Source organism: Peptococcus niger (genome assembly GCF_900101835.1).
GTDB lineage: Bacteria > Bacillota > Peptococcia > Peptococcales > Peptococcaceae > Peptococcus > Peptococcus niger.
In genome coordinates this window covers 130,971-150,027 of the sequence record NZ_FNAF01000001.1, presented here as the reverse complement: position 1 = coordinate 150,027, position 19,057 = coordinate 130,971, and the positions used below count along the sequence as shown (strand labels likewise).

Annotated in this window: 18 protein-coding genes, 2 tRNA genes and 1 riboswitch; of the genes, 17 read left to right on the top strand and 3 right to left on the bottom strand. The window is 47.3% G+C overall.

The window, feature by feature from the left end:
- Position 1 precedes the first annotated feature (1 nt).
- The 4 genes from gatA (at position 2) to BLQ16_RS00745 (ending at position 4,182) form a co-directional block, all read left to right on the top strand.
- Positions 2 to 1,435, top strand: coding sequence for an Asp-tRNA(Asn)/Glu-tRNA(Gln) amidotransferase subunit GatA (gatA, locus tag BLQ16_RS00760; RefSeq protein ID WP_091790848.1), 1,434 nt, complete (start codon positions 2 to 4; stop codon positions 1,433 to 1,435).
- Positions 1,432 to 2,877 (top strand): Asp-tRNA(Asn)/Glu-tRNA(Gln) amidotransferase subunit GatB, encoded by a 1,446-nt coding sequence (gene gatB / locus BLQ16_RS00755; protein ID WP_091790847.1) that lies wholly within the window; start codon positions 1,432 to 1,434, stop codon positions 2,875 to 2,877. Before gatA ends, gatB begins: the two co-directional genes overlap by 4 nt.
- A complete protein-coding gene (gene deoC / locus BLQ16_RS00750) occupies positions 2,870 to 3,526 on the top strand; it encodes a deoxyribose-phosphate aldolase (RefSeq protein WP_091790846.1) in 657 nt (218 codons plus the stop codon). Before gatB ends, deoC begins: the two co-directional genes overlap by 8 nt.
- A gap of 65 nt (positions 3,527 to 3,591) precedes the next feature.
- Positions 3,592 to 4,182, top strand: coding sequence for a DUF3267 domain-containing protein (locus tag BLQ16_RS00745; protein ID WP_091790845.1), 591 nt, complete (start codon positions 3,592 to 3,594; stop codon positions 4,180 to 4,182).
- Here the strand turns inward: BLQ16_RS00745 and BLQ16_RS00740 are convergent.
- The 3 genes from BLQ16_RS00740 to BLQ16_RS00730 form a co-directional block, all read right to left on the bottom strand.
- Positions 4,150 to 5,946, bottom strand: coding sequence for an ABC transporter ATP-binding protein (locus BLQ16_RS00740; protein ID WP_091790844.1), 1,797 nt, complete (start codon positions 5,944 to 5,946; stop codon positions 4,150 to 4,152). The genes BLQ16_RS00745 and BLQ16_RS00740 overlap by 33 nt on opposite strands.
- Positions 5,943 to 7,670, bottom strand: coding sequence for an ABC transporter ATP-binding protein (locus BLQ16_RS00735; protein WP_091790843.1), 1,728 nt, complete (start codon positions 7,668 to 7,670; stop codon positions 5,943 to 5,945). The genes BLQ16_RS00740 and BLQ16_RS00735 overlap by 4 nt, the downstream gene beginning before the upstream one ends.
- A gap of 99 nt (positions 7,671 to 7,769) precedes the next feature.
- Positions 7,770 to 7,841: transfer RNA gene (locus BLQ16_RS00730), tRNA-Arg, on the bottom strand.
- A 197-nt stretch (positions 7,842 to 8,038) separates the two neighbouring features.
- Between BLQ16_RS00730 and BLQ16_RS00725 the strand changes: the two genes are divergently transcribed.
- From BLQ16_RS00725 to metK, 13 genes are all read left to right on the top strand, one after another.
- Positions 8,039 to 8,110: transfer RNA gene (locus BLQ16_RS00725), tRNA-Gly, on the top strand.
- A gap of 54 nt (positions 8,111 to 8,164) precedes the next feature.
- Complete coding sequence (locus tag BLQ16_RS00720; protein ID WP_091790842.1) at positions 8,165 to 8,782, top strand: XTP/dITP diphosphatase; 618 nt, start codon at positions 8,165 to 8,167, stop codon at positions 8,780 to 8,782.
- 23 nt (positions 8,783 to 8,805) lie between these two features.
- Positions 8,806 to 9,963 (top strand): glycoside hydrolase family 2 protein, encoded by a 1,158-nt coding sequence (locus tag BLQ16_RS00715; RefSeq protein ID WP_144019639.1) that lies wholly within the window; start codon positions 8,806 to 8,808, stop codon positions 9,961 to 9,963.
- A 92-nt stretch (positions 9,964 to 10,055) separates the two neighbouring features.
- Positions 10,056 to 10,234: riboswitch (Lysine riboswitch) on the top strand.
- 62 nt (positions 10,235 to 10,296) lie between these two features.
- On the top strand, positions 10,297 to 11,184 hold the full coding sequence (locus tag BLQ16_RS00710; protein WP_091790840.1) for a transporter substrate-binding domain-containing protein: 888 nt from the start codon (positions 10,297 to 10,299) through the stop codon (positions 11,182 to 11,184).
- 66 nt (positions 11,185 to 11,250) lie between these two features.
- Positions 11,251 to 12,030, top strand: a complete 780-nt coding sequence (locus BLQ16_RS00705; protein ID WP_091790839.1) for an amino acid ABC transporter permease — start codon at positions 11,251 to 11,253, stop codon at positions 12,028 to 12,030.
- Positions 12,027 to 12,764 carry an amino acid ABC transporter ATP-binding protein gene (locus BLQ16_RS00700; protein WP_091790838.1) on the top strand — a complete coding sequence of 246 codons (738 nt, stop codon included), beginning with the start codon at positions 12,027 to 12,029 and terminating at the stop codon, positions 12,762 to 12,764. Before BLQ16_RS00705 ends, BLQ16_RS00700 begins: the two co-directional genes overlap by 4 nt.
- Positions 12,765 to 12,829: 65 nt before the next feature.
- The gene (locus BLQ16_RS00695) at positions 12,830 to 13,840 is read left to right on the top strand and encodes an aspartate-semialdehyde dehydrogenase (protein WP_091790837.1); all 1,011 of its coding nucleotides are present in this window, start codon (positions 12,830 to 12,832) and stop codon (positions 13,838 to 13,840) included.
- Positions 13,841 to 14,024: 184 nt separating this feature from the next.
- On the top strand, positions 14,025 to 14,732 hold the full coding sequence (locus BLQ16_RS00690) for a hypothetical protein (RefSeq protein WP_091790836.1): 708 nt from the start codon (positions 14,025 to 14,027) through the stop codon (positions 14,730 to 14,732).
- 107 nt (positions 14,733 to 14,839) lie between these two features.
- The gene (locus BLQ16_RS00685) at positions 14,840 to 15,709 is read left to right on the top strand and encodes a YicC/YloC family endoribonuclease (RefSeq protein WP_159427919.1); all 870 of its coding nucleotides are present in this window, start codon (positions 14,840 to 14,842) and stop codon (positions 15,707 to 15,709) included.
- Between the two features lie 26 nt (positions 15,710 to 15,735).
- Entirely contained in the window at positions 15,736 to 16,380 is a 645-nt protein-coding gene (gmk, locus tag BLQ16_RS00680) for a guanylate kinase (protein ID WP_091790834.1), read from the top strand.
- A complete protein-coding gene (gene rpoZ / locus BLQ16_RS00675) occupies positions 16,361 to 16,585 on the top strand; it encodes a DNA-directed RNA polymerase subunit omega (RefSeq protein ID WP_091790833.1) in 225 nt (74 codons plus the stop codon). The genes gmk and rpoZ overlap by 20 nt, the downstream gene beginning before the upstream one ends.
- Positions 16,586 to 16,590: 5 nt before the next feature.
- Positions 16,591 to 17,784: a bifunctional phosphopantothenoylcysteine decarboxylase/phosphopantothenate--cysteine ligase CoaBC gene (coaBC, locus tag BLQ16_RS00670; RefSeq protein ID WP_091790832.1), complete on the top strand. Its 1,194-nt coding sequence runs from the start codon at positions 16,591 to 16,593 to the stop codon at positions 17,782 to 17,784.
- Between the two features lie 39 nt (positions 17,785 to 17,823).
- Positions 17,824 to 19,011, top strand: coding sequence for a methionine adenosyltransferase (metK, locus tag BLQ16_RS00665; protein ID WP_091790831.1), 1,188 nt, complete (start codon positions 17,824 to 17,826; stop codon positions 19,009 to 19,011).
- Positions 19,012 to 19,057 lie beyond the last annotated feature (46 nt).

Sequence of the window (19,057 nt, the reverse complement as noted above, 5' to 3'; positions counted from 1 at the left end):
TATGCAAAATCATACCATCGCCTCTGTGCGTGAAGCCTTCACCAGCGGTGAAAAAAGCGCTGTCGATATTGTGACATCGTACCTGGATTGTATTGCTGAACAAGACCGGACCATCAATGCCTTTATTACCGTTGACCAGGACTATGCCCTTGCACAGGCGAAAAAACTAGATGAAAAATTAGCGGCCGGCGAGCCTTTGGGCCGCTTAGCGGGGGTGCCGATTGCCCTTAAGGATAACCTCAGCACGGTTGGCTTGCGCACCACTTGTGCTTCTAAAATGTTAGAAAACTACCAGCCTATCTTTAATGCTCATGTGGTGGAGCGATTAATCGCCGAAGACGCGGTCATCATCGGTAAGACGAACATGGATGAATTTGCCATGGGGGCGACGACAGAAACATCTTACTTCGGGCCTACGTTAAACCCCTTGGATACGGGGCATGTGCCCGGTGGGTCAAGCGGCGGTTCCGCTGCGGCTATTGCAGCGGATATGGTGCCGGTTGCCCTGGGCTCAGACACGGGCGGCTCCATTCGCCAACCGGCAGCCTATTGTGGGATTTATGGCTTAAAACCGACTTATGGTGTTGTATCCCGTTATGGTTGCGTGGCGTTTGGCTCTTCTTTGGATCAAATCGGCCCGATGGGTCATTCTGTGGCTGATTTGGCGACGACTTTATCGGTTATTGCCGGTTATGATCACCGGGATGCAAATTCACTTCCGGAGGAGCGTCCGGATTATGAGGCTGCCTTGCAGACCGATATGAAGGGGAAAAGAATAGGTATTCCGGAAGAAATGCTGAATGCCGCCACCAACCCGGCCATTCGTGATGCGGTCATGGAGGCGGCGGATATTTACCGGCACTTGGGTGCAGAAGTGGAAACCTGTCACCTGGCCTACCTGGAAGAGTCCATTCCGACCTACTATCTCATCGCAACGGCAGAAGCTTCTTCAAACCTGGCACGCTTTGATGGGGTTCGGTATGGCTTGCGCGTTGATGGTAAAGATGTTATCTCCATGTTTAAAGAAACCCGCCGCGAAGGGTTTGGCGAGGAGGTCAAACGCCGCATTATGCTTGGTACTTACGCTTTAAGCGCCGGCTACTATGACGCCTTTTATTTAAAATCCTTAAAGGTTCGCCGCTTGATTCAAGATGCCTTCAAGGACCTGTTCAAGACATACGATGCGCTTCTGACGCCAACGGCCATCCAGGTGGCACCTGCTTTACATGAAAACCTAGATGCTGTGGAGGCTTACCGGCAAGACTTGCTGACCTGCCCGGTTAATTTGGCCGGTTTGCCGGGATTGTCCATGCCATTTGGTCAACTGAACGGCTTGCCGATTGGCTTGCAACTCATTGGAAATGTACGCGGTGATGAAACCTTAATCGGGTTTGCTGCCGCTTTAGAGCGCTACATGACGGAGGTGTCGGCATGAAGTATGAACCGGTCATCGGTTTGGAAGTTCACGTTGAACTGAAAACAAAAACGAAAATCTTTTGTGGCTGCACAACAGCCTTTGGCGGCGATCCGAATACCCATACCTGCCCTGTATGCCTAGGTCTGCCCGGAACCTTGCCTGTCTTGAACAAGCAAGTCCTGCACTATGCCATCCTGGCTGGCCTGGCAACGAACTGCACCATCAATCAATTCAGTAAATTTGACCGCAAAAATTACTTCTATCCCGACTTGACAAAGGCCTATCAAATTTCCCAATATGATGAGCCGATTGCAGAGCATGGATACATTGATATTACCGTAGACGGTCAGGAAAAACGCATCGGGATGACGCGGATCCATATGGAAGAAGATGCAGGGAAATTGGTCCACCAAGGGGCCAGTATTACGGCATCCAACAGCTCTTTAGCAGACTATAACCGTGCCGGCGTTCCCTTGATTGAAATCGTTTCCGAGCCGGATATGCGCAGCGCTGCAGAAGCGCGTGCCTACTTGGAAGAACTCAAGGCCATCATCACCTACATTGGTGTTAGTGATGCAAAAATGGAGGAAGGATCGCTGCGGTGTGATGTCAATATTTCCCTGAGACCGGTCGGCCAGGAGGCCTTCGGTACGCGGGCGGAAATTAAAAACTTGAATTCTTTCCGCGCAGTGGAACGGGCAATTGCCCATGAAATTGATCGCCAAAGCGATTTGTTAGACGATGGCGAAGCGGTTAAGCTTGAAACCAGAACATGGGATGATGCAAAAGGGGTTACCCATTCCCTGCGGAGCAAAGAAAATGCCGATGATTACCGCTATTTCCCGGACCCGGACCTACCGCCGGTTATTGTAACGGAGGCGGATATTGACCGGTTGCGGGCAGAAATCCCTGAATTACCGCGCAGCCGCCGGACCCGTTTTATCACAGAAGCTCAATTGCCTGAAGCAGATGCGGCACTGCTGGCTGAAAATCGCTATCTGGCAGACTTCTTTGAAAGCGCTTGGAAAGCCTATGGGGATGCCCAGCCGGTCGCCAATTGGCTGCTGGGTGATGTTATGGCCAAGCTCAATGCAGACGATGTGGCTTTAGCAGACAGTCATTTCACCGCTGAACAGTTGGTGGACCTGCTGAACCTTATCAAAGATGGCGTTATTAGCGGGAAAATTGCTAAGGACGTTTTTCTGAAAGCTTTTGACAGTGGAGACCAGCCCTCTGATATTGTCGAAAAAGAAGGCTTAAAACAAATTTCCGATACAGGTTCTTTAGAGCCGCTCATTCGGGATATTGTTGCGGCCAATCCCAAGTCTGTTGCGGACTATAAGGCCGGTAAGAAAAAAGCCCTCGGGTTTTTGGTCGGCCAGGTGATGAAAGAAACGAAAGGTCAGGCCAACCCGGGAATGGTCAACCAATTGCTAACGAAGGTGCTCGACAATGTCTGATATTAAGGCATCAGATGTTCTGACAGCTCTGGACCATACGCTTCTCAAGCCGGAAGCAGGGGAGGCCGACTATCGGTCTTTTTTCGCAGCTGTAAAGGGGATTCCCGTGGCATCGGTTTGCATTCCGCCGAACCGGGTTGCCCAGGGCCGGGCCTTCTTCCAGGGGGAGACGAAGATTTGCACGGTAATCGGCTTCCCAAACGGCTACAGCACGCCAGCCGTTAAGGCTTTTGAAGCCCGCAAAGCCATAGAAGATGGCGCAGATGAGGTCGACATGGTGTTATGTCTTGGCAATGTCATCGCTCATGACGCCCAGTCCGTTACGGATGAAGTTCGGGCTGTGCGGGAAGCGGTGCCTGATGCCGTCTTGAAGGTCATCATTGAAAGCGGTGCGTTGACGGAAGCGCAGATCCGGTGGTTGTGCGATATTTTACCGTCTTGTGGCCCGAACTTTTTAAAAACGAGCACCGGCTTCAATTTTCCAGGTGCGTCATTGGCCGCAGTAAGGTTGATGCGGGAGGCACTGCCGGCGCAGATTGGGATAAAAGCGTCAGGCGGGATTCGTACGCTTGACGAAGCCATGGCCTATCTTGCTGCCGGTGCCACTCGCATTGGGGCCAGCAGTCTTTTAAAGGCTTGCTTAAATTAAAAAAATCCTATTCCGCCGGTAAGACGGAATAGGATTTTTTTGTGGATTAGAAAAGAGGTGAGGGGTTGGCAATTGATTATAAAGGTCACCTAAACAGCTTAAGTGACCTGCCGAAAGGAGATCTGCCGTCGCAAGCTGTTCAATATGATGAAGCAGGTGACTTAAATGAATTGGTAGAAGCGGTTTTGCCATGGCATTGGCCGGTGCTTATTTTTATCTTAGGCTTGTACTTGGTCAAGAGCCTGCGCACAGGAGAATGGGTCCATTTGCCGACCATCATCGGGTTTATAGCGATTTTTCCCGGCCTGTTTTTACATGAATGGATCCATGCCCTTTGTTTTCCGCGCCAAGCCAGCGTCCATATTTATCGCAAACTTTCTCAGGGCGTCCTATTGGCGTATTCAACTTTTCCTGTTTCGCGCAACCGCTTTATTTTTATCTCTCTGGCGCCGGCCTTGCTGCTGGGGGTGGTTCCCCTGGTCATTTGGTCCCTGTCCATGGGTACAGGCATTTTTGTCCGTTCATGTTTGCCCTTTGGGGCCGCCTTACTCTTTGGCGCAGTTGGCGATTTTTATAATGTCGCCAACACTTTGCGGCAAGTACCCTCGGACGCTAAGGTTCAATTATCCGGCTGGCATTCCTACTGGTTCCGGTAAAGCTTGGCTGGCGTGCATTCGGGCATAAGCACCACCTTTTTCGAGTAAGGTCTGGTGGTTGCCTTGCTCCAAAATACGCCCGTCATCGATGACGATAATGTGATCGGCGTTCCGGATGGTTGACAGCCGGTGGGCAATGATCATGGTTGTACGTCCTTTGGTCAATTCTGCAAAAGAGGCCTGAACGATTTTTTCCGTTTTTGTATCGATGGAGGAGGTGGCTTCATCCAGGATGAGCAGCGGTTTATCGGCAAGCATGGCGCGACTGACGGCTAAAAGCTGCCGCTGCCCGCCGGAAAGATTGCTGCCATTATCTTTTAAAGTGGTCTCATAGCCATGGGGTAATTGCCGAATAAAGTCATCGGCTCCGGCCGCTTTGGCTGCAGCGATGACGTCATCCTCCGTCGCCTTCGGACGGCTATAGCGGATGTTATCCGCTACCGATTCGGTAAACAGAAAGGTGTCCTGGAGCACAAGCCCGATATGATTGCGCAAGGACTGGCGTTTTAGGCTGCGCGTGTCTTGCCCGTCCAAGTAGATGGCCCCTTGCACAGGGTCATAGTAGCGGTTCAGCAAACCGGCAATAGTGGTTTTCCCGGAACCCGTTGCGCCAACCAGGGCCACCGTTTCCCCGCCAGCAATGTCAAAAGAAATATCATGCAGGACTTCTTTATCTGCTGCATAACCGAATGAAACGTGGTCATAGCTGATGGCACCGCCTTTAAAATCATAATCTTTCAAGCCGGTATCGTCTTCAGGGGTGGCATCAAGCAGGGTGAAAATCCTTTCCGCCCCGGCAATGGCCGATTGAATTGTATTAAAAAGGGCCGCCAGCTCATTGAGGGGGCGCGTAAAACGCCGCATGTACATTAAAAAAGAAAAAAGAATCCCAACGGTTAAGGACCCGTCCTTGATGATTATATAACTGCCGATTAAGGTGACCAAAAGGAAGATGAGGTTGTTTAAAAAACCGGTAATTGGCCTCAGCACGGAAACCGCTTGTGCCTTTTTATAGGCATCTGCCAATTGGGCATTCAGTTGGGTAAAGTCCCGTTCAATACTTTTTTGTGTATCATATAGAAGCAGCATTTTTTGGGCGGAAATATGTTCTTCCGCATAGCCGTTTACAGCACCTAAATTTTTCTGCAAGCTGCGATAATAGCGCGCTGAAAAATAGACAACAATGCGTGTGCTCAGTATGACAAAGGGTAAAATCAGCATGCTCCAACCGGTCAGCGCCGGGGACAGGAGCATCATGGCAATAAAAATACCAATGAGGTTAATCATCGCTTCTAAAACCGAGCTGATGCTCGTGGACAAGGTTTGGTTGATGTTGTCCACGTCATTGGTCAGCCGGCTCATTAAATCACCGGAACTTTGCTTGTCAAAATAGCTCAACGGAAGGCGTAAAAATTGAGCAAATATCGAAGTGCGCAGTGATTTGGAAATTTTTTGCGCGACGACCGCCATAATTCGTGTGTCGGCATAGCTCAAGGTAGACGTACAGATGAAAAGAAGGGCCATGCCGAGGCACAGGTGGCCTAAGCCGACCAAATCCATACGCAGAATATACTTGTCAATGGCAACCCCCATCAAGTACATGCTCAAGATGGTTAAGCCGGTTACCAAGGCATTTGCAAGAGAAGCAAGCAGTATCAGCCCCAGTGAATTGCGAAAATAGCGGACCAGTCGGCGGAATGTTGCCCATGTATTTTGGGCGGTAGCCGGTGTCTCCCGATAAGCTTTTCGGCGATGTCTGCTCATGCGCTCACCTTCCGATCTGATTGATTTTCAGCAATGGCCATGTAAGTGGGGCTCGTTTTCAGCAAGCTTTCATGGTCTCCAATGGCTTCAATTTTGCCGCAGTTCATAACGACAATGCGGTCACAGCGTTGTAAGGTGCTGATGCGTTGGGCGATGATGACTTGGGTTTGATGTGCCTTTTGGTCATCCAGTGCATCCAAAAAGCGCTTTTCCGTCAGGACATCTAAAGCGCTGGTGCTGTCATCTAAAATAAGTATTTCAGGTTTTTGCAACAAGACCCGGGCAATTGACAGACGCTGTTGCTGGCCACCGGACAAATCCTTACCACGTTGCTGGATGGCTGTGGTCAATCCACCGACCCGGTTGATGTAGAGTTCAGACGCCATGGCTTGATCCAAGGCCTTTTGCATATCATCCGGACTTGCATCTGGCGCAGCAATCTTTAAATTTTCTTCAATACTTCCCGATAAAACGGTATTTTCCTGTTGCACGAGGCCGATCTTTTTACGCAAGGCCAAGAGGTCCAGGTCTTTTAACGGAACCCCGCCTAATGTGATTTTTCCCCTTTGCGGATCATAAAAGCGCAGCATCAAGCCAACTAGAGTTGATTTTCCTGAACCAGTAGGCCCAACAATGCCGATGCGTTCATTTTCTGAAATGCTGAGATTGATATTTTCTAAAGTGCTTTTTGGGGATTGCTCATCAAATCGAAAAGAAACGTCGTCAAAAATCAAGGTATAGCCTTGAGATTTTTGTGGCTGGGTCGGAGAAACAATACTGCTCCCACTGTCGATGACTTCCTGGAGGCGGGCTAAAGAGGCCTGTGCCTGTGAGAACATATAAATCACAAAAGAACTCATCATTACCGCCATCAGAATTTGTGACAGATAGGTTGAAAAGGCCATGATTTTACCGACTTCTAATTGGCCGCCATAGACCTGGTATCCCCCCATCCACAGAACCGCAACCGTGGAAAAATTAAAGGTTATCATAATAAAAGGGGACATTAAGATCATGAGCAGGGCAGACTTTAGCTGCCAATCGTAGAGATCTTGATTGGCCTTGTCAAATCGTTGGCGTTCTAAGGGTTCAGCCAAATACCCCTTGATAATCGGCATTCCGAGAAGTGTTTCCCGTGCAATACGGTTCATGGCATCCAACTTTTTTTGTACCACCGGAAAAACCTTTACTGCTCTGACCAAGACCAGGGCAATCGTTGAAATGAGCGCCGGAATGGCAACCAAAAAGATAAGCGATAGGCGCTGGCTCAATGTAATGGCCATAAACAGACCGCCTATTAAGAGAAAAGGAACCTGAATAAAGGTATTTTGGATAGACAGAATAACCCCTTGCACATGACTGACATCATTGGTCATCCGTGTAATTAAAGTGGGAACGGAAAAATAATCCAATTCTTTATGAGAAAAAGTCATGATGCGTGAAAAAAGAGCCGAGCGGATTCGTTCGCCGGCACGGGCTGTTGAGCGGGCTGCCAAATAATAAGAAGAAATTCCGGCCAATAAGCCGCCAAAAGTTGTTATTAGCATGATAAGGGCCTTGCCCTTAATAAAGGTTACGTCACCATTGGCAACACCAATGTCGACGATATCGGCCATCAGCTTCGGTTGCAATAAATCAGCAGCCACCGATAAAAGCATTAGAAAAGGCGCTAAGAGCAATAAAGCCGAATCCTGTTTGATATATTTCCAAATAAAAGCCATCATACACCTCCAAGCCTCGTATCTCTTGGTCAAATAACCGAAGCAGGGCTAGAATAAACAAATCCAATAAAAAAAGCGGCCTGTTTTCCAGACCACTTTTGACACGCCCGATAGGAGTCGAACCTACGCTTTTGCCTCCGGAGGGCAACGCTCTATCCACTGAGCTACGGGCGCTTAACGGTTAGTATTATAGCTTTATTTGCGGTATTTGTAAAGTGGGAGACTTGTATTGGCTCTAATTTACTCTTATTTCACAGATAAAATTTTCGAGGCAGCTTTCACCTTCAAAAAGAAATAACAGCTATATTGTAAAAAGGGCTTGCATTTTTTGTGAAGTATGATATTATGTAATAGCGCTAAGGAAAACGCATGCGGAAATGGCTCAGTGGTAGAGCATCGCCTTGCCAAGGCGAGGGTCGCGAGTTCGAATCTCGTTTTCCGCTTTTGATTAAAGCACCCGTTTGGGTGCTTTTTTTATATCCTAGGGAGGGATGGGCATGCTCACTTTGATTTTGGCAACACACAATGAAAATAAGCGAAAAGAAATGGCAGCCATGTTGAAAAACTTGCCAATTCATGTTTTGAGTTTAAACGATTACCCGGATATTGGAGAAATTGTTGAAAATGGCAAGACCTTTGCCGAGAATGCCGCCATTAAGGCACAGACCGTGGCAAACTTAACCGGCCAATTGGCTCTAGCAGATGATTCAGGTTTGGAAGTAGATGCGTTGGACGGTGCGCCTGGTATTTATTCTGCCCGCTTTGCAGGATTGGATCATGACGACGCGGCCAACAATGCCTTGCTCTTGAAAAAAATGGCAGCTGTTCCGACAGAAAAGCGGCAAGCGCATTTTACCTGTGTCATGGCCCTGACCTTACCAGATGAAAAGCCGATTTTTGTTCGAGGTCAGCTGGACGGGGTTATTCTTCACCAGGCTGCTGGCAGTGGTGGCTTTGGCTACGATCCCCTGTTTTTTGTACCGACCTATATGAAGTCATTGGCAGAGATGTCTGCAGAAGAAAAGAATGCCATCAGCCATCGAGGCCGCGCATGTGCCAAGGTTATTCCACTCCTAGAAGCCTACGCAGATGGTGGGCAACTTCCGAGGGGTTGACAATGGCGGAAGGGGGCATTTATATGGAACCTTCGGCAACCAGAATGGTTTTATCATTGGGCGGCTACTGGTTGCAGGATAAGGCTTCGGCCGGTATCTCTGTGCCGATGGAAAAGGGGATTAGGGTTGACCAGCTTGGTGCAAGGCGGACTCTCCACCGTCGCTTTATCTTGCCTGCTGCCTTTTTACAGCAACGTTGTGTTTTCTACAGCGAAAGTCTGTCTATTCCGGCCCGTGTCTATATCAATAATATTTTAGCGCATGTCTACTACACCCGGCATACAGCCTTTTCAGTGGCTTGTAATGACCTCTTGCAAGTGGGAGATAATGAGATTCGCATAGAATTTGAACAAGTCCCGGAAGGCGGCAGTTGTCCGCTTTTGCCGCCGATGAATTTATCGGAAGAGACCTGGTCTCAACTGGCCGAGCCCCTTGGATGGCCAGGCATGGGAATATTTGGTGACCTTGGTATTTGTACAACGCCATGGGCTTATATTGTCGGCTGCCAGGCGATACGCGCAGATGATCAACTCATTTTTACGATAAAAACCCTGGGGGACCTTGGCAGCCTGCACCTGTTTGTTGTTGATGAAGAAGGCAAGGAATTGGCCTACTCTTCCGGTGACCGGATTGCTGTTCCCTGTAAGGTCTTGGAAACCTGGCGCGATTCAGAACCCACACTTTATCGTCTAGAGGTTCAAGCTATTCAAAATGACAGGCTGATGGATCATTGGATGATTTCCTTTGGCATCCCGTCTCTGGCCGATTTCCAAAGCGACCAAGGCCTAACATTAAGTAAGATCACTTCAGAGTTGGTAAAAAATGGAGAGGCCTATAGGGCATCGGATAAATACCTCTGGATTGCAAATTTACACCGGCTTGAGGAACGTCTTTCCTTGTGTGATGCCCTTGGCCAAAAAGTTGTGATCAGCTTGCCACCCTTGACCAAGTACGCAGAAAAAGCTGGCGATGCCCTGCAACGGAACAAGCTGTTGGAGACTTTAATTGAACACTATTGGCCACATCCCAGTGTTCACGCATGGGCACTTGGTGCAGCAACCGAGTGCTTTTCAGCAGATGCTTTGAAGACCCTTCGCTTAACTGCTGTGAACAAGGATCCCTTTCAGCGTCCCCTCTTGTCAATGGGGGCTCCCCTCCAGCTTCAGACTCAGCATTTATAGATTATATAAGATAATATGACTGAATTGGTAAAATTATGTCTAAATTCATTTGACGTAGCCCCCAATGTGTGGTAGCCTTTAACCAATATCATATGTAATGCAGAGGTTGCGATGACAATGAGTCGGCTGCGGAGGCGAAAAAAGCGCTGATGAAACAGTACAAAAGGTGTCATCGCCGAAAGAGGAAATGCTTTTTTCATATCTTCTTGGAACTGGATCAAATAGGTCTAGGGCTGTCAATGTACATCCACATTGTTGTGCTGCAAACTGATGCATTACACCACAAGCAATTGTGGTGTTTTTATATGATAAAAAAAGGAGGAGCGATAAAAAATGAAACTCAAGAAAATGTTGGCTACTGTACTTGCAATGGCACTCGCAGTATCTGTGGTGGCTTGCGGAAATGACAATGGTGGTAATGCTTCATCAGAAGCAACATCCGCTGCTGCATCCGACAGCACCGGTTTGGCCACTGTTGAAAAAGGAAAACTTTTGATTGCTATGGAAGCTCAATACCCGCCGTTTAACTGGACACAGGTGGACGACAGCAACAATGCTGCCCCGATTAAAGGCAGCAATACCTACGCCAATGGCTATGATATTCAAATTGCTCAATTAATCGCAAAAGACCTCGGCTTGAAACTTGAAGTTGTTAAATTACCGTGGGATTCTCTGTCTCCGGCCGTTCAATCGGGTACAGCTGACCTGGTGATGGCCGGCATGAGCCCGACAGCCAAACGTCGTGAAACGGTTAATTTTTCCGAGCCCTATTATTTAAGCCAATTGGTTATTGTGGTTAAAAAAGACAGTCCCTTGGCAAAAGCCAAAACCAAGAGTGACTTCAAAGATGCTAAAATTACCGCTCAGGTGAATACCTTCCATGCCACTGCCTTACAGCAGTTGACCGAAGCCGATATTCAAAAACCGATGAAAGATTTCAGCACCATGCGGGAGGCCTTAAAATCCGGTATCATTGATGGCTATGTATCTGAAAAGGTTGAAGGGTTATCCGCTCAAAACGCCATCCCGGAATTTACCTTTGTTGAGTTTGACAAGGACAATGCCTTCAAAACCGATCCTAACGATATTGCCATTGCAGCAGCCGTTAAAAAAGGTAACGATGCGCTTTTGGAAGCCGTTAATAACGCTTTGAAAAACATCAGCGATAAAGATCGCGAAGCCATTATGGAGAAAGCGATTAAAGATCAACCGGCTGCCTAATCAATACATGTACGGCGGACTGCCCTTTAAAAAGGGCAGTCTCTCTTTTCTGAAAGGAAGGCAATAATGGCATTATTCGAACCTATTCCGGATATTTTAGCGAATTACAGCCAGTGGTACTTGCGCGGCATTGGGGTAACCTTGCTCTTAGCTGTGGTTGGCACCTTGGTGGGGTTGCTGATTGGCATGCTTATCGGCATGTATCGGGTGATCCCCATTGAGCGTCAGTCCAACCAGCTGTTGGTGGTCTTATATAAAATCGGTCGTTTTTTAACCACCTGCTATGTTGAATTTTTCCGCAGTACGCCGATGATGGTACAGGCCATGTTTATTTATTTTGGGATTGCTGCAAGCCTTTTTGGCGTTAAATTAAATATTTTAACCGCCGGCTTGTTAATCATTACCATTAATACCGGCGCTTATATGGCGGAAATTGTACGCAGTGGGATTATCTCCGTTGATGACGGCCAGTATGAAGCGGCACATTCTGTTGGATTAAGCCATTGGCAAACGATGAAAGGGATTATTTTACCCCAGGCCCTTCGCAATATTTTACCGACCATCGGGAATGAATTCATTATCAACATGAAGGACAGCTGCGTCTTATCCATTATTGGCGTAACAGAAATTTTCTACACCTCGCAAACCATAGGTGGGGCGATGTTCAATGTAGGCCCTCCTTTCTTGATTGCTTCCGTCATTTACCTGGTATTGACCCTGCTGACGACGCGGATCTTGGCCCTAGTCCAACGCAAGATGGATGGCAGCGATCATTATGAATTGCTGGTAGATTTAGACGGAAGTGCCTATGTGAGCCGTCTCGGGAAGGAAGGTAAAGGCAAATGAGCGAAGCCATTTTGCGCATTGAAAAATTGAAAAAATCTTTCGGACCTCGAGAAGTGCTCCGGCAAATTGATATGGAGATTATGCCGGGAGAGGTCGTTTGTCTCATTGGTTCATCCGGCTCCGGGAAATCAACACTTTTGCGGTGCATCAACCTACTTGAGCAGCCTACTGGCGGTGCCATTTATTTTAAAGATCAAAATATCTTGGAAAAGAAAGTGGATCAAAACCGATATTGCTCTAAAGTGGGGATGGTGTTTCAACAATTCAACCTTTTTAACAACATGACAGCCCTCAAAAACTGCACTTATGCTCAAATGAAAGCCTTGGGGCGTTCTGAAGCAGAGGCAGAAGAAAATGCAAAGAAATATTTGCGTCAAGTGGGCATGTTGGAATTTTCCAATGCCTTGCCGCGTCAACTTTCCGGCGGACAAAAACAGCGGGTGGCCATTGCCCGGGCTTTATCCATGGATCCGGAAGTGGTGCTGTTTGATGAACCGACTTCTGCGCTTGACCCTGAAATGGTAGATGGTATTTTAGGGATTATGAAAGAACTGGCAGAAAGCGGTTTAACAATGATCGTTGTTACCCATGAAATGAATTTTGCTCGTGAAGTGGCGGATCGCATTGTCTTTATGAATGAGGGCGTTATTTTAGAAAGCGGGTCATCAGAAGAATTTTTTGCGAATCCGAAAAACGAACGGACGCGTGAATTCCTTGCCAGAACAGCGCGCTGATATTTGACAGCTATTCTGGTGCATGATAGGATTGCGTTAATAAGAACGAAAAAGGAGCGTCTGCCATGAAAGAATTAAACCTTGCTGTTGTCGGTGCAACCGGCGCGGTTGGTCAGGAAATACTCAAAGTCATTGAAGAAAGAAAAGTGCCCTACAAATCCATAAAAATGTTGGCCAGCTCCCGGAGCGCGGGGAAAAAACTGCAATTTATGGGGAAAGAGTATACGGTTGAAGAAACGACGTTGGAAGTCTTTAAAGGTGTTGACGTCGCCTTGTTTGCTGGTGGCCCGGCCAGCCGTGCTTTCGGACGGGATGTACAGGCCATGGGCACTGTCGTCATCGATAACAGCAGTACTTTCCGTTTGGAAGACGATGTCCCCTTAATCATACCTGAAGTGAATGGTGACGCCGCAAAAGACCATCAAGGCTTGATTGCCAGCCCCAATTGCTCAACGACCCTACTGGTTGGCGCCATTAACCCTTTGCACCGGAAAGCGGGTATTAAGCGGATTATTTTAAGCACCTATCAGGCGGTTTCAGGTGCCGGCGCTGCAGGCTTAAGTGAACTGGAAGAGCAAACTCGCCAAATTTTGAACGGAGAACCGATTCATCCGGATGTTTTTCAACATCAAATTGCCTTTAACTTAATTCCACATATCGACGTTTGGCAGGAAGCAGACTACAGTAAAGAAGAGACAAAAGTTATTCACGAAACCCATAAAATTCTTTCCGACAAGGATATGGCTATAACCGTCACAGCCGTGCGTGTACCCGTCATGCGAAGCCATGCGGAAAGCATTTATCTGGAATTTGAAGAAAAACTTTCACCGGATGAAGCGCGGGATATTTTGCAGGCTGCACCGCGGGTTGTTCTACAGGATGCACCGCAGGATAATATTTATCCAATGCCGATTACCGCTACCGGAAGCGATGATATTTTTGTAGGGCGTATTCGTAAAGACCTCTACAATGATCATGCGTTAAATATGTGGGCCTGCTTTGATCAAATTAGAAAAGGCGCCGCTACCAATACGGTTCAAATTTTAGAACTTTTACTTGAAAAAAATTGGATTTAATCAAATCCCTCTAGCCGGTCGGGATGCCCGATGGGTTAGAGGGATTTTTACGAGTCATAAAAAAAGATAATTACAGAATAAAATAAAACTGTTCCATAGATTGTATGTTATACTGTTAAATGTGTACATTGACAATGTATATTGAAGCTATAGGCATTAAATTTATAATTAATGAGGTGAAGACATGACAGCAAAGGTCATTTCCGCTTTGACCTATGCGGAAACCCATGTTCCTAACGTAACAGGTGAAGAATTTCCGGCGGACATCGGCCTCTTATACGATATTCCTTTTAATTACTCAGTTATCGGGCAGCGCCTGGCGCTCTTGCTTTATGAGAAAGGCGTCAAGCTATTTGACCAGGAAAAATTAACAGTCGTTTTCAGCACTTATTTAAATCCGGCAGAAATTGAAGATGAGGGACGCCTGTCGAATGATGGCTCACGTTATATTACCATCGGTTTAAATGCAGATGAATTTAATCGCCGTACTGTTGATGAGAAGCTTGATATTTTATTGGCAACGACGGAACGGATATTGATGACCTATGATGTGGATCATCAATTCTCAGAGATTATTTCCCAAGCCATCGAGGTCATTCGCAACAACGATGAGGATGTGCCCCTTCTTTACCAGCGTAAGAGTGATCAAAAAATAGAAGTGGACTTGTCCCTGCGCTTGTTTGATAATGGCAGATGCCAAATTTTTTCAACCATTAAGGATAGACATGGCGAGGTCTTACGGCATGACCACCTTGATGACGCCCACTGCTTATCTGTAGCCATTCAGCGGTGTGGCAGTATTTTAATTCGTAAAAATAAAATCATTATCAAGCCCAAAAAAAATATTCTCAGCAAAAATTTGCGCCCCATTGAAATTGAATATACATTATAGTTGTCCAAAGTAAATAGTCGGCTCTGCCCATTTTCCAATAAATGGAAGCACTTTTTTTAATAAAAGATTTGTGCTATTCTTATATAAAACTATTTTTAGGAGGACCTATGCGCAGCATGACAGGCTTTGGCGCCGGAAGGGCAGAAAACGCCGATTGGCGTGTGACGGTTACCATTCATTCCGTTAACCACAAAAGATTGGACTTGCGTCTTTTAATGCCGCAAATGCTCCGACCCCATGAAGTTGAATTACGCCATCAGTTCAGTGAAAAAATTATGCGTGGAAATGTAACGATAGAAGTGAGCCTTGAGGCCTTGACAAGAGGTCAATCTCACTGGACTATAAATGAGACCCTGCTTGCGACCGTCCAGGATTTTTTACAAAAACAAGTGTCGCAAGGTGAATTAACGCGTGGCGAGTGGTTGGAGCTGCTCCAGATTCCTCATGTCTTGGAAGAAAAAAGCCTTGAGTTTTCTGATGATGACGCGGCTATTTTATTCCAAGCGTCTGCAGAAGCCTTGGCCAATCACCTGCAAACGACCACTACAGAGGGTGAAAAGCTAAAAGCGGATATGGCAGACCGCCTTACACGTTTTAAAGAAAACCTGGGTATTTTAGTGGAGGCATCCCCCCGCATTAATGCCAAGTTAGAAGAAAAGCTGCGGGAAAAGCTGACGGAAGTCTCGGTTGCAGCAGACTATAATGAGCAGCGCCTCTTGGAGGAGTTGGTCTATTTTATAAATCGCACCAGTATTGAAGAAGAGCTGGTCCGTCTGGATAGTCATTTGCAAAAGCTGGATGAACTTTTTGAGAGCGACGGGCCCATTGGACGGGAAGCAGATTTTTATTTGCAGGAAATGAACCGGGAAGTCAATACTTGCGGGTCTAAGATTAACGACAGTACTGGCAGTCAAGCGGTGGTGGCCTTAAAGACCTTGATTGATGCACTGCGCGAGCAGGTACAAAATATTGCTTGAATTTAACCGGTTGCTAGGGGGTACCTATGCTGGATCATAAAAAAGAAGGAATCGTTATCGTTTTATCCGGCCCATCCGGTGCCGGGAAAGGCACTCTGTGCGAGCATTTACGCGAAAAAATTGACATCAACTATTCCATTTCTGCCACAACCAGGGCGCCGCGTCCGGGTGAAAAGGATAAAGTCAATTATTTCTTTATGACGCGTGAGGCCTTTAAGCAGAAAATAAAAGATGATGGTTTTTTAGAATGGGCGGAAGTTTACAATAACTTTTATGGGACGCCCTTGGATTATGTGGAGCAGCAGATTGCCGCCGGTAAAGATGTTATGGTGGAGATAGACCCACAAGGCGCCAAACAGGTTAAACTCAAAAAAAGCGATGCGGTTTTGGTCTTCATTATGCCCCCGTCTTTTGCCGAGCTAGAAAGACGGATACGTGGCCGAGATACAGAAACGGAAGAGCAAATACGCCATCGACTGGGCAATGCCCTAAATGAAATCAATACCTTAACGGCATATGATTATGTGATTGTTAATGATAATATTGATGAGGCCACGGCAGATTTACAGGCTATTATTAATGCTGAAAAATGTCGTGTTGAGCGCAACAGCCGCATCCCACATCAATTTAGGGTGGAAAAGGAGAAAGAACATGATTCAACCGAGTATTGATGAATTGCTTGAAGAAGCAGACAGTAAATATTCCCTTGCCGTTATTGCTGCGAAACGCGCTCGAGAACTGGTGGACGGGGCGCCGCGTTTAACCGATGCACCGACCGATAAGAGCGTATCCATTGCGCTTTGTGAAATCGGCGAAGGGCATATTTCTTATCGCTTTAACGATGACAGCCATCTACATAAACCGGTAGAGGAGTAGTATAGATGAAGGTTATCCTAGCTGTCACAGGCGGTATAGCTGCGTATAAAACCCTACCTCTAACGAGTGCCTTAACCAAGGTCGGCTGTGATGTCCAGGTTGTGCTGACGGAGCATGCGCAAAAAATGGTTTTGCCCTTACCCTACGAAACCTTAACATCGCGGAAAGTGATCTCCGATATGTTTGATTCAAACGGAGAAGATGTATTGGCCCATATTAATTTGGCCCGCTGGGCAGATGTTCTTGTTGTCGCTCCGGCCACGGCAAATATTATCGCTAAGATGGCACACGGGATTGCAGACGATTTTTTATCGACCTTGCTGCTTGCTTATCGCGGCCCACTCTTGCTCGCTCCGGCGATGAACGACCAAATGTACACCCACCCGGCAACGCAGGAAAATTTGAAAATACTGACCTCCCGTGGCGTTCAACTGCTGGCACCAACTGAAGGGGCCTTGGCCTGTCGGACGGTCGGGATTGGTAAAATGATGGAACCGGAAGATATTTTAACAGAGATTTTGGCGTCAACAGTGCCAAAAACACTTAGCGGAAAACGCATTTTGGTGACTGCCGGTCCGACCCAGGAAAAAGTGGACCCGGTGCGTTATTTGAGCAACCACAGTTCCGGGAAAATGGGCTATGCTATTGCGCAAGCGGCCAAGAATGCAGGTGCATCCGTAACCCTGGTCAGCGGCCCGGTGCATATTCAGCCGCCGAAAGGCATTAAAACCATTCCCGTTGTCAGCACCTGCGACTTGCAAAAAGCCGTTTTGTCTGAATTTCCTCAGTGTGATGCATTAATCATGGCGGCGGCACCGTCAGATTATCGGCCGGCTGTCTATTTGGACAATAAAATGAAAAAAGCAAAAGAGGCTTTTTCCTTGGACTTGACGCGCAATCCGGATATTCTGTCATCGGTTGCCGATATTAAGCAAGCCCACCAGGTGGTGGTTGGATTTGCTGCTGAAAGCCAAAACGTTGAGGCTTACGCCAAAGATAAGCTCAAGAGGAAACGGCTGGATATGATTGTCGCGAACGATATCACTGCAGCGAATGCAGGCTTTGCCCGTGATGTGAACACGGTTACGGTCATTGAGCAGGATGGTAGGATAAGCGCTTTACCCACCATGAGCAAAGACCGTTTATCTGCAGAAATTATCCAACGTGTTGACAAATTACTAGAGAAACGACCAGACTAATATATAGATATATCCGACAAGCGGATAGGGAGGTTTCGTGTGAAAAAGTTTTTTACATCAGAATCGGTTACGGAAGGTCATCCAGATAAAATTGCCGATCAAATTTCAGATGCCATTTTAGACGCTATTTTGGCAAAAGATCCGAATGCGCGTGTGGCTTGTGAAACATTTTTGACCACCGGTATGGTGTTTATTTCCGGTGAAATCAGCACCAATTGTTACGTTGATATGCCTAAAATAGCCCGCGGTGTGATTCAAGATATTGGCTACAAGGATGCGCGACATGGTTTCGATTATAAAACGTCTGCCGTTATTACAGCCATAGGCGAACAATCTGCAGACATCGCTTTGGGCGTTGACCGTGCCTTAGAGGCCAAAGAAGGCACCATGAGTGATGCTGAGATTGAGGCCATCGGCGCAGGGGACCAGGGCATGATGTTTGGTTATGCTTCTGATGAAACGCCGGTGCTTATGCCCTTGCCAATTTATTTGGCGCATGCGTTGACCAGACGATTGACCGCTGTCCGCAAAGAAGAACTGCTGGATTATCTTTTGCCTGATGGGAAAAGTCAAGTGACTGTAGAATATGACGATGGCATTCCACGTCGTGTGGATACGGTGGTTATTTCGGCGCAACATACCGAGTCGGTTGCATTGGAAAAACTCCGCGAAGATATTATTAATGTGGTCATCAAAGAAGTGATTCCGCCGGCGCTTTTGGATGACGATACCCAGTACTTTATTAATCCGACCGGTCGGTTTGTTATTGGCGGACCGCAGGGGGATGCCGGCTTAACCGGTCGAAAAATTATTGTTGACACCTATGGTGGTATGGCTCGTCATGGTGGTGGTGCCTTATCCGGCAAAGACGGCACAAAAGTTGACCGGTCCGGGGCTTATGCGGCGCGCTATGTGGCAAAAAATATTGTCGCAGCCGGTTTGGCAAAACGTTGCGAAGTTCAGATTGCCTACGCCATCGGTGTGGCACGCCCGATGAGCGTTTTGGTTGAAACTTTCGGGACAGCAACCGTTGATGAAGAGCGGTTGGGGCAAGCGGTAATGCGGGTTTTTGACTTGCGGCCCGCTGCCATTATCCGCGATTTGGAGTTGCGCAAACCGATGTATCGCGCTTGTGCAGCCTATGGTCATTTTGGACGAGAAGATCTGGATTTGCCATGGGAAAGAACCGATCGCGCCGAGGCGTTAAAAGAAGTTTTAAAGGACTAAATGTAATGGATGCCGCCTTGCGGCATCTTTTTTTTAGAAAGGAGCA

What these genes read in the sequence shown, in the direction of transcription:
- gatA (WP_091790848.1), top strand. Translation starts at nt 2, where the DNA reads ATGCAAAATCATACCATCGCCTCTGTGCGTGAAGCCTTCACCAGCGGT.
- BLQ16_RS00685 (WP_159427919.1), top strand. Translation starts at nt 14,840, where the DNA reads ATGCGCAGCATGACAGGCTTTGGCGCCGGAAGGGCAGAAAACGCCGAT.
- BLQ16_RS00715 (WP_144019639.1), top strand. Translation starts at nt 8,806, where the DNA reads ATGGAACCTTCGGCAACCAGAATGGTTTTATCATTGGGCGGCTACTGG.
- BLQ16_RS00735 (WP_091790843.1), bottom strand. Translation starts at nt 7,670, where the DNA reads ATGATGGCTTTTATTTGGAAATATATCAAACAGGATTCGGCTTTATTG.
- BLQ16_RS00690 (WP_091790836.1), top strand. Translation starts at nt 14,025, where the DNA reads ATGACAGCAAAGGTCATTTCCGCTTTGACCTATGCGGAAACCCATGTT.
- rpoZ (WP_091790833.1), top strand. Translation starts at nt 16,361, where the DNA reads ATGATTCAACCGAGTATTGATGAATTGCTTGAAGAAGCAGACAGTAAA.
- gmk (WP_091790834.1), top strand. Translation starts at nt 15,736, where the DNA reads ATGCTGGATCATAAAAAAGAAGGAATCGTTATCGTTTTATCCGGCCCA.
- gatB (WP_091790847.1), top strand. Translation starts at nt 1,432, where the DNA reads ATGAAGTATGAACCGGTCATCGGTTTGGAAGTTCACGTTGAACTGAAA.
- BLQ16_RS00720 (WP_091790842.1), top strand. Translation starts at nt 8,165, where the DNA reads ATGCTCACTTTGATTTTGGCAACACACAATGAAAATAAGCGAAAAGAA.
- coaBC (WP_091790832.1), top strand. Translation starts at nt 16,591, where the DNA reads ATGAAGGTTATCCTAGCTGTCACAGGCGGTATAGCTGCGTATAAAACC.
- deoC (WP_091790846.1), top strand. Translation starts at nt 2,870, where the DNA reads ATGTCTGATATTAAGGCATCAGATGTTCTGACAGCTCTGGACCATACG.
- BLQ16_RS00700 (WP_091790838.1), top strand. Translation starts at nt 12,027, where the DNA reads ATGAGCGAAGCCATTTTGCGCATTGAAAAATTGAAAAAATCTTTCGGA.
- BLQ16_RS00695 (WP_091790837.1), top strand. Translation starts at nt 12,830, where the DNA reads ATGAAAGAATTAAACCTTGCTGTTGTCGGTGCAACCGGCGCGGTTGGT.
- BLQ16_RS00705 (WP_091790839.1), top strand. Translation starts at nt 11,251, where the DNA reads ATGGCATTATTCGAACCTATTCCGGATATTTTAGCGAATTACAGCCAG.
- BLQ16_RS00710 (WP_091790840.1), top strand. Translation starts at nt 10,297, where the DNA reads ATGAAACTCAAGAAAATGTTGGCTACTGTACTTGCAATGGCACTCGCA.
- BLQ16_RS00740 (WP_091790844.1), bottom strand. Translation starts at nt 5,946, where the DNA reads ATGAGCAGACATCGCCGAAAAGCTTATCGGGAGACACCGGCTACCGCC.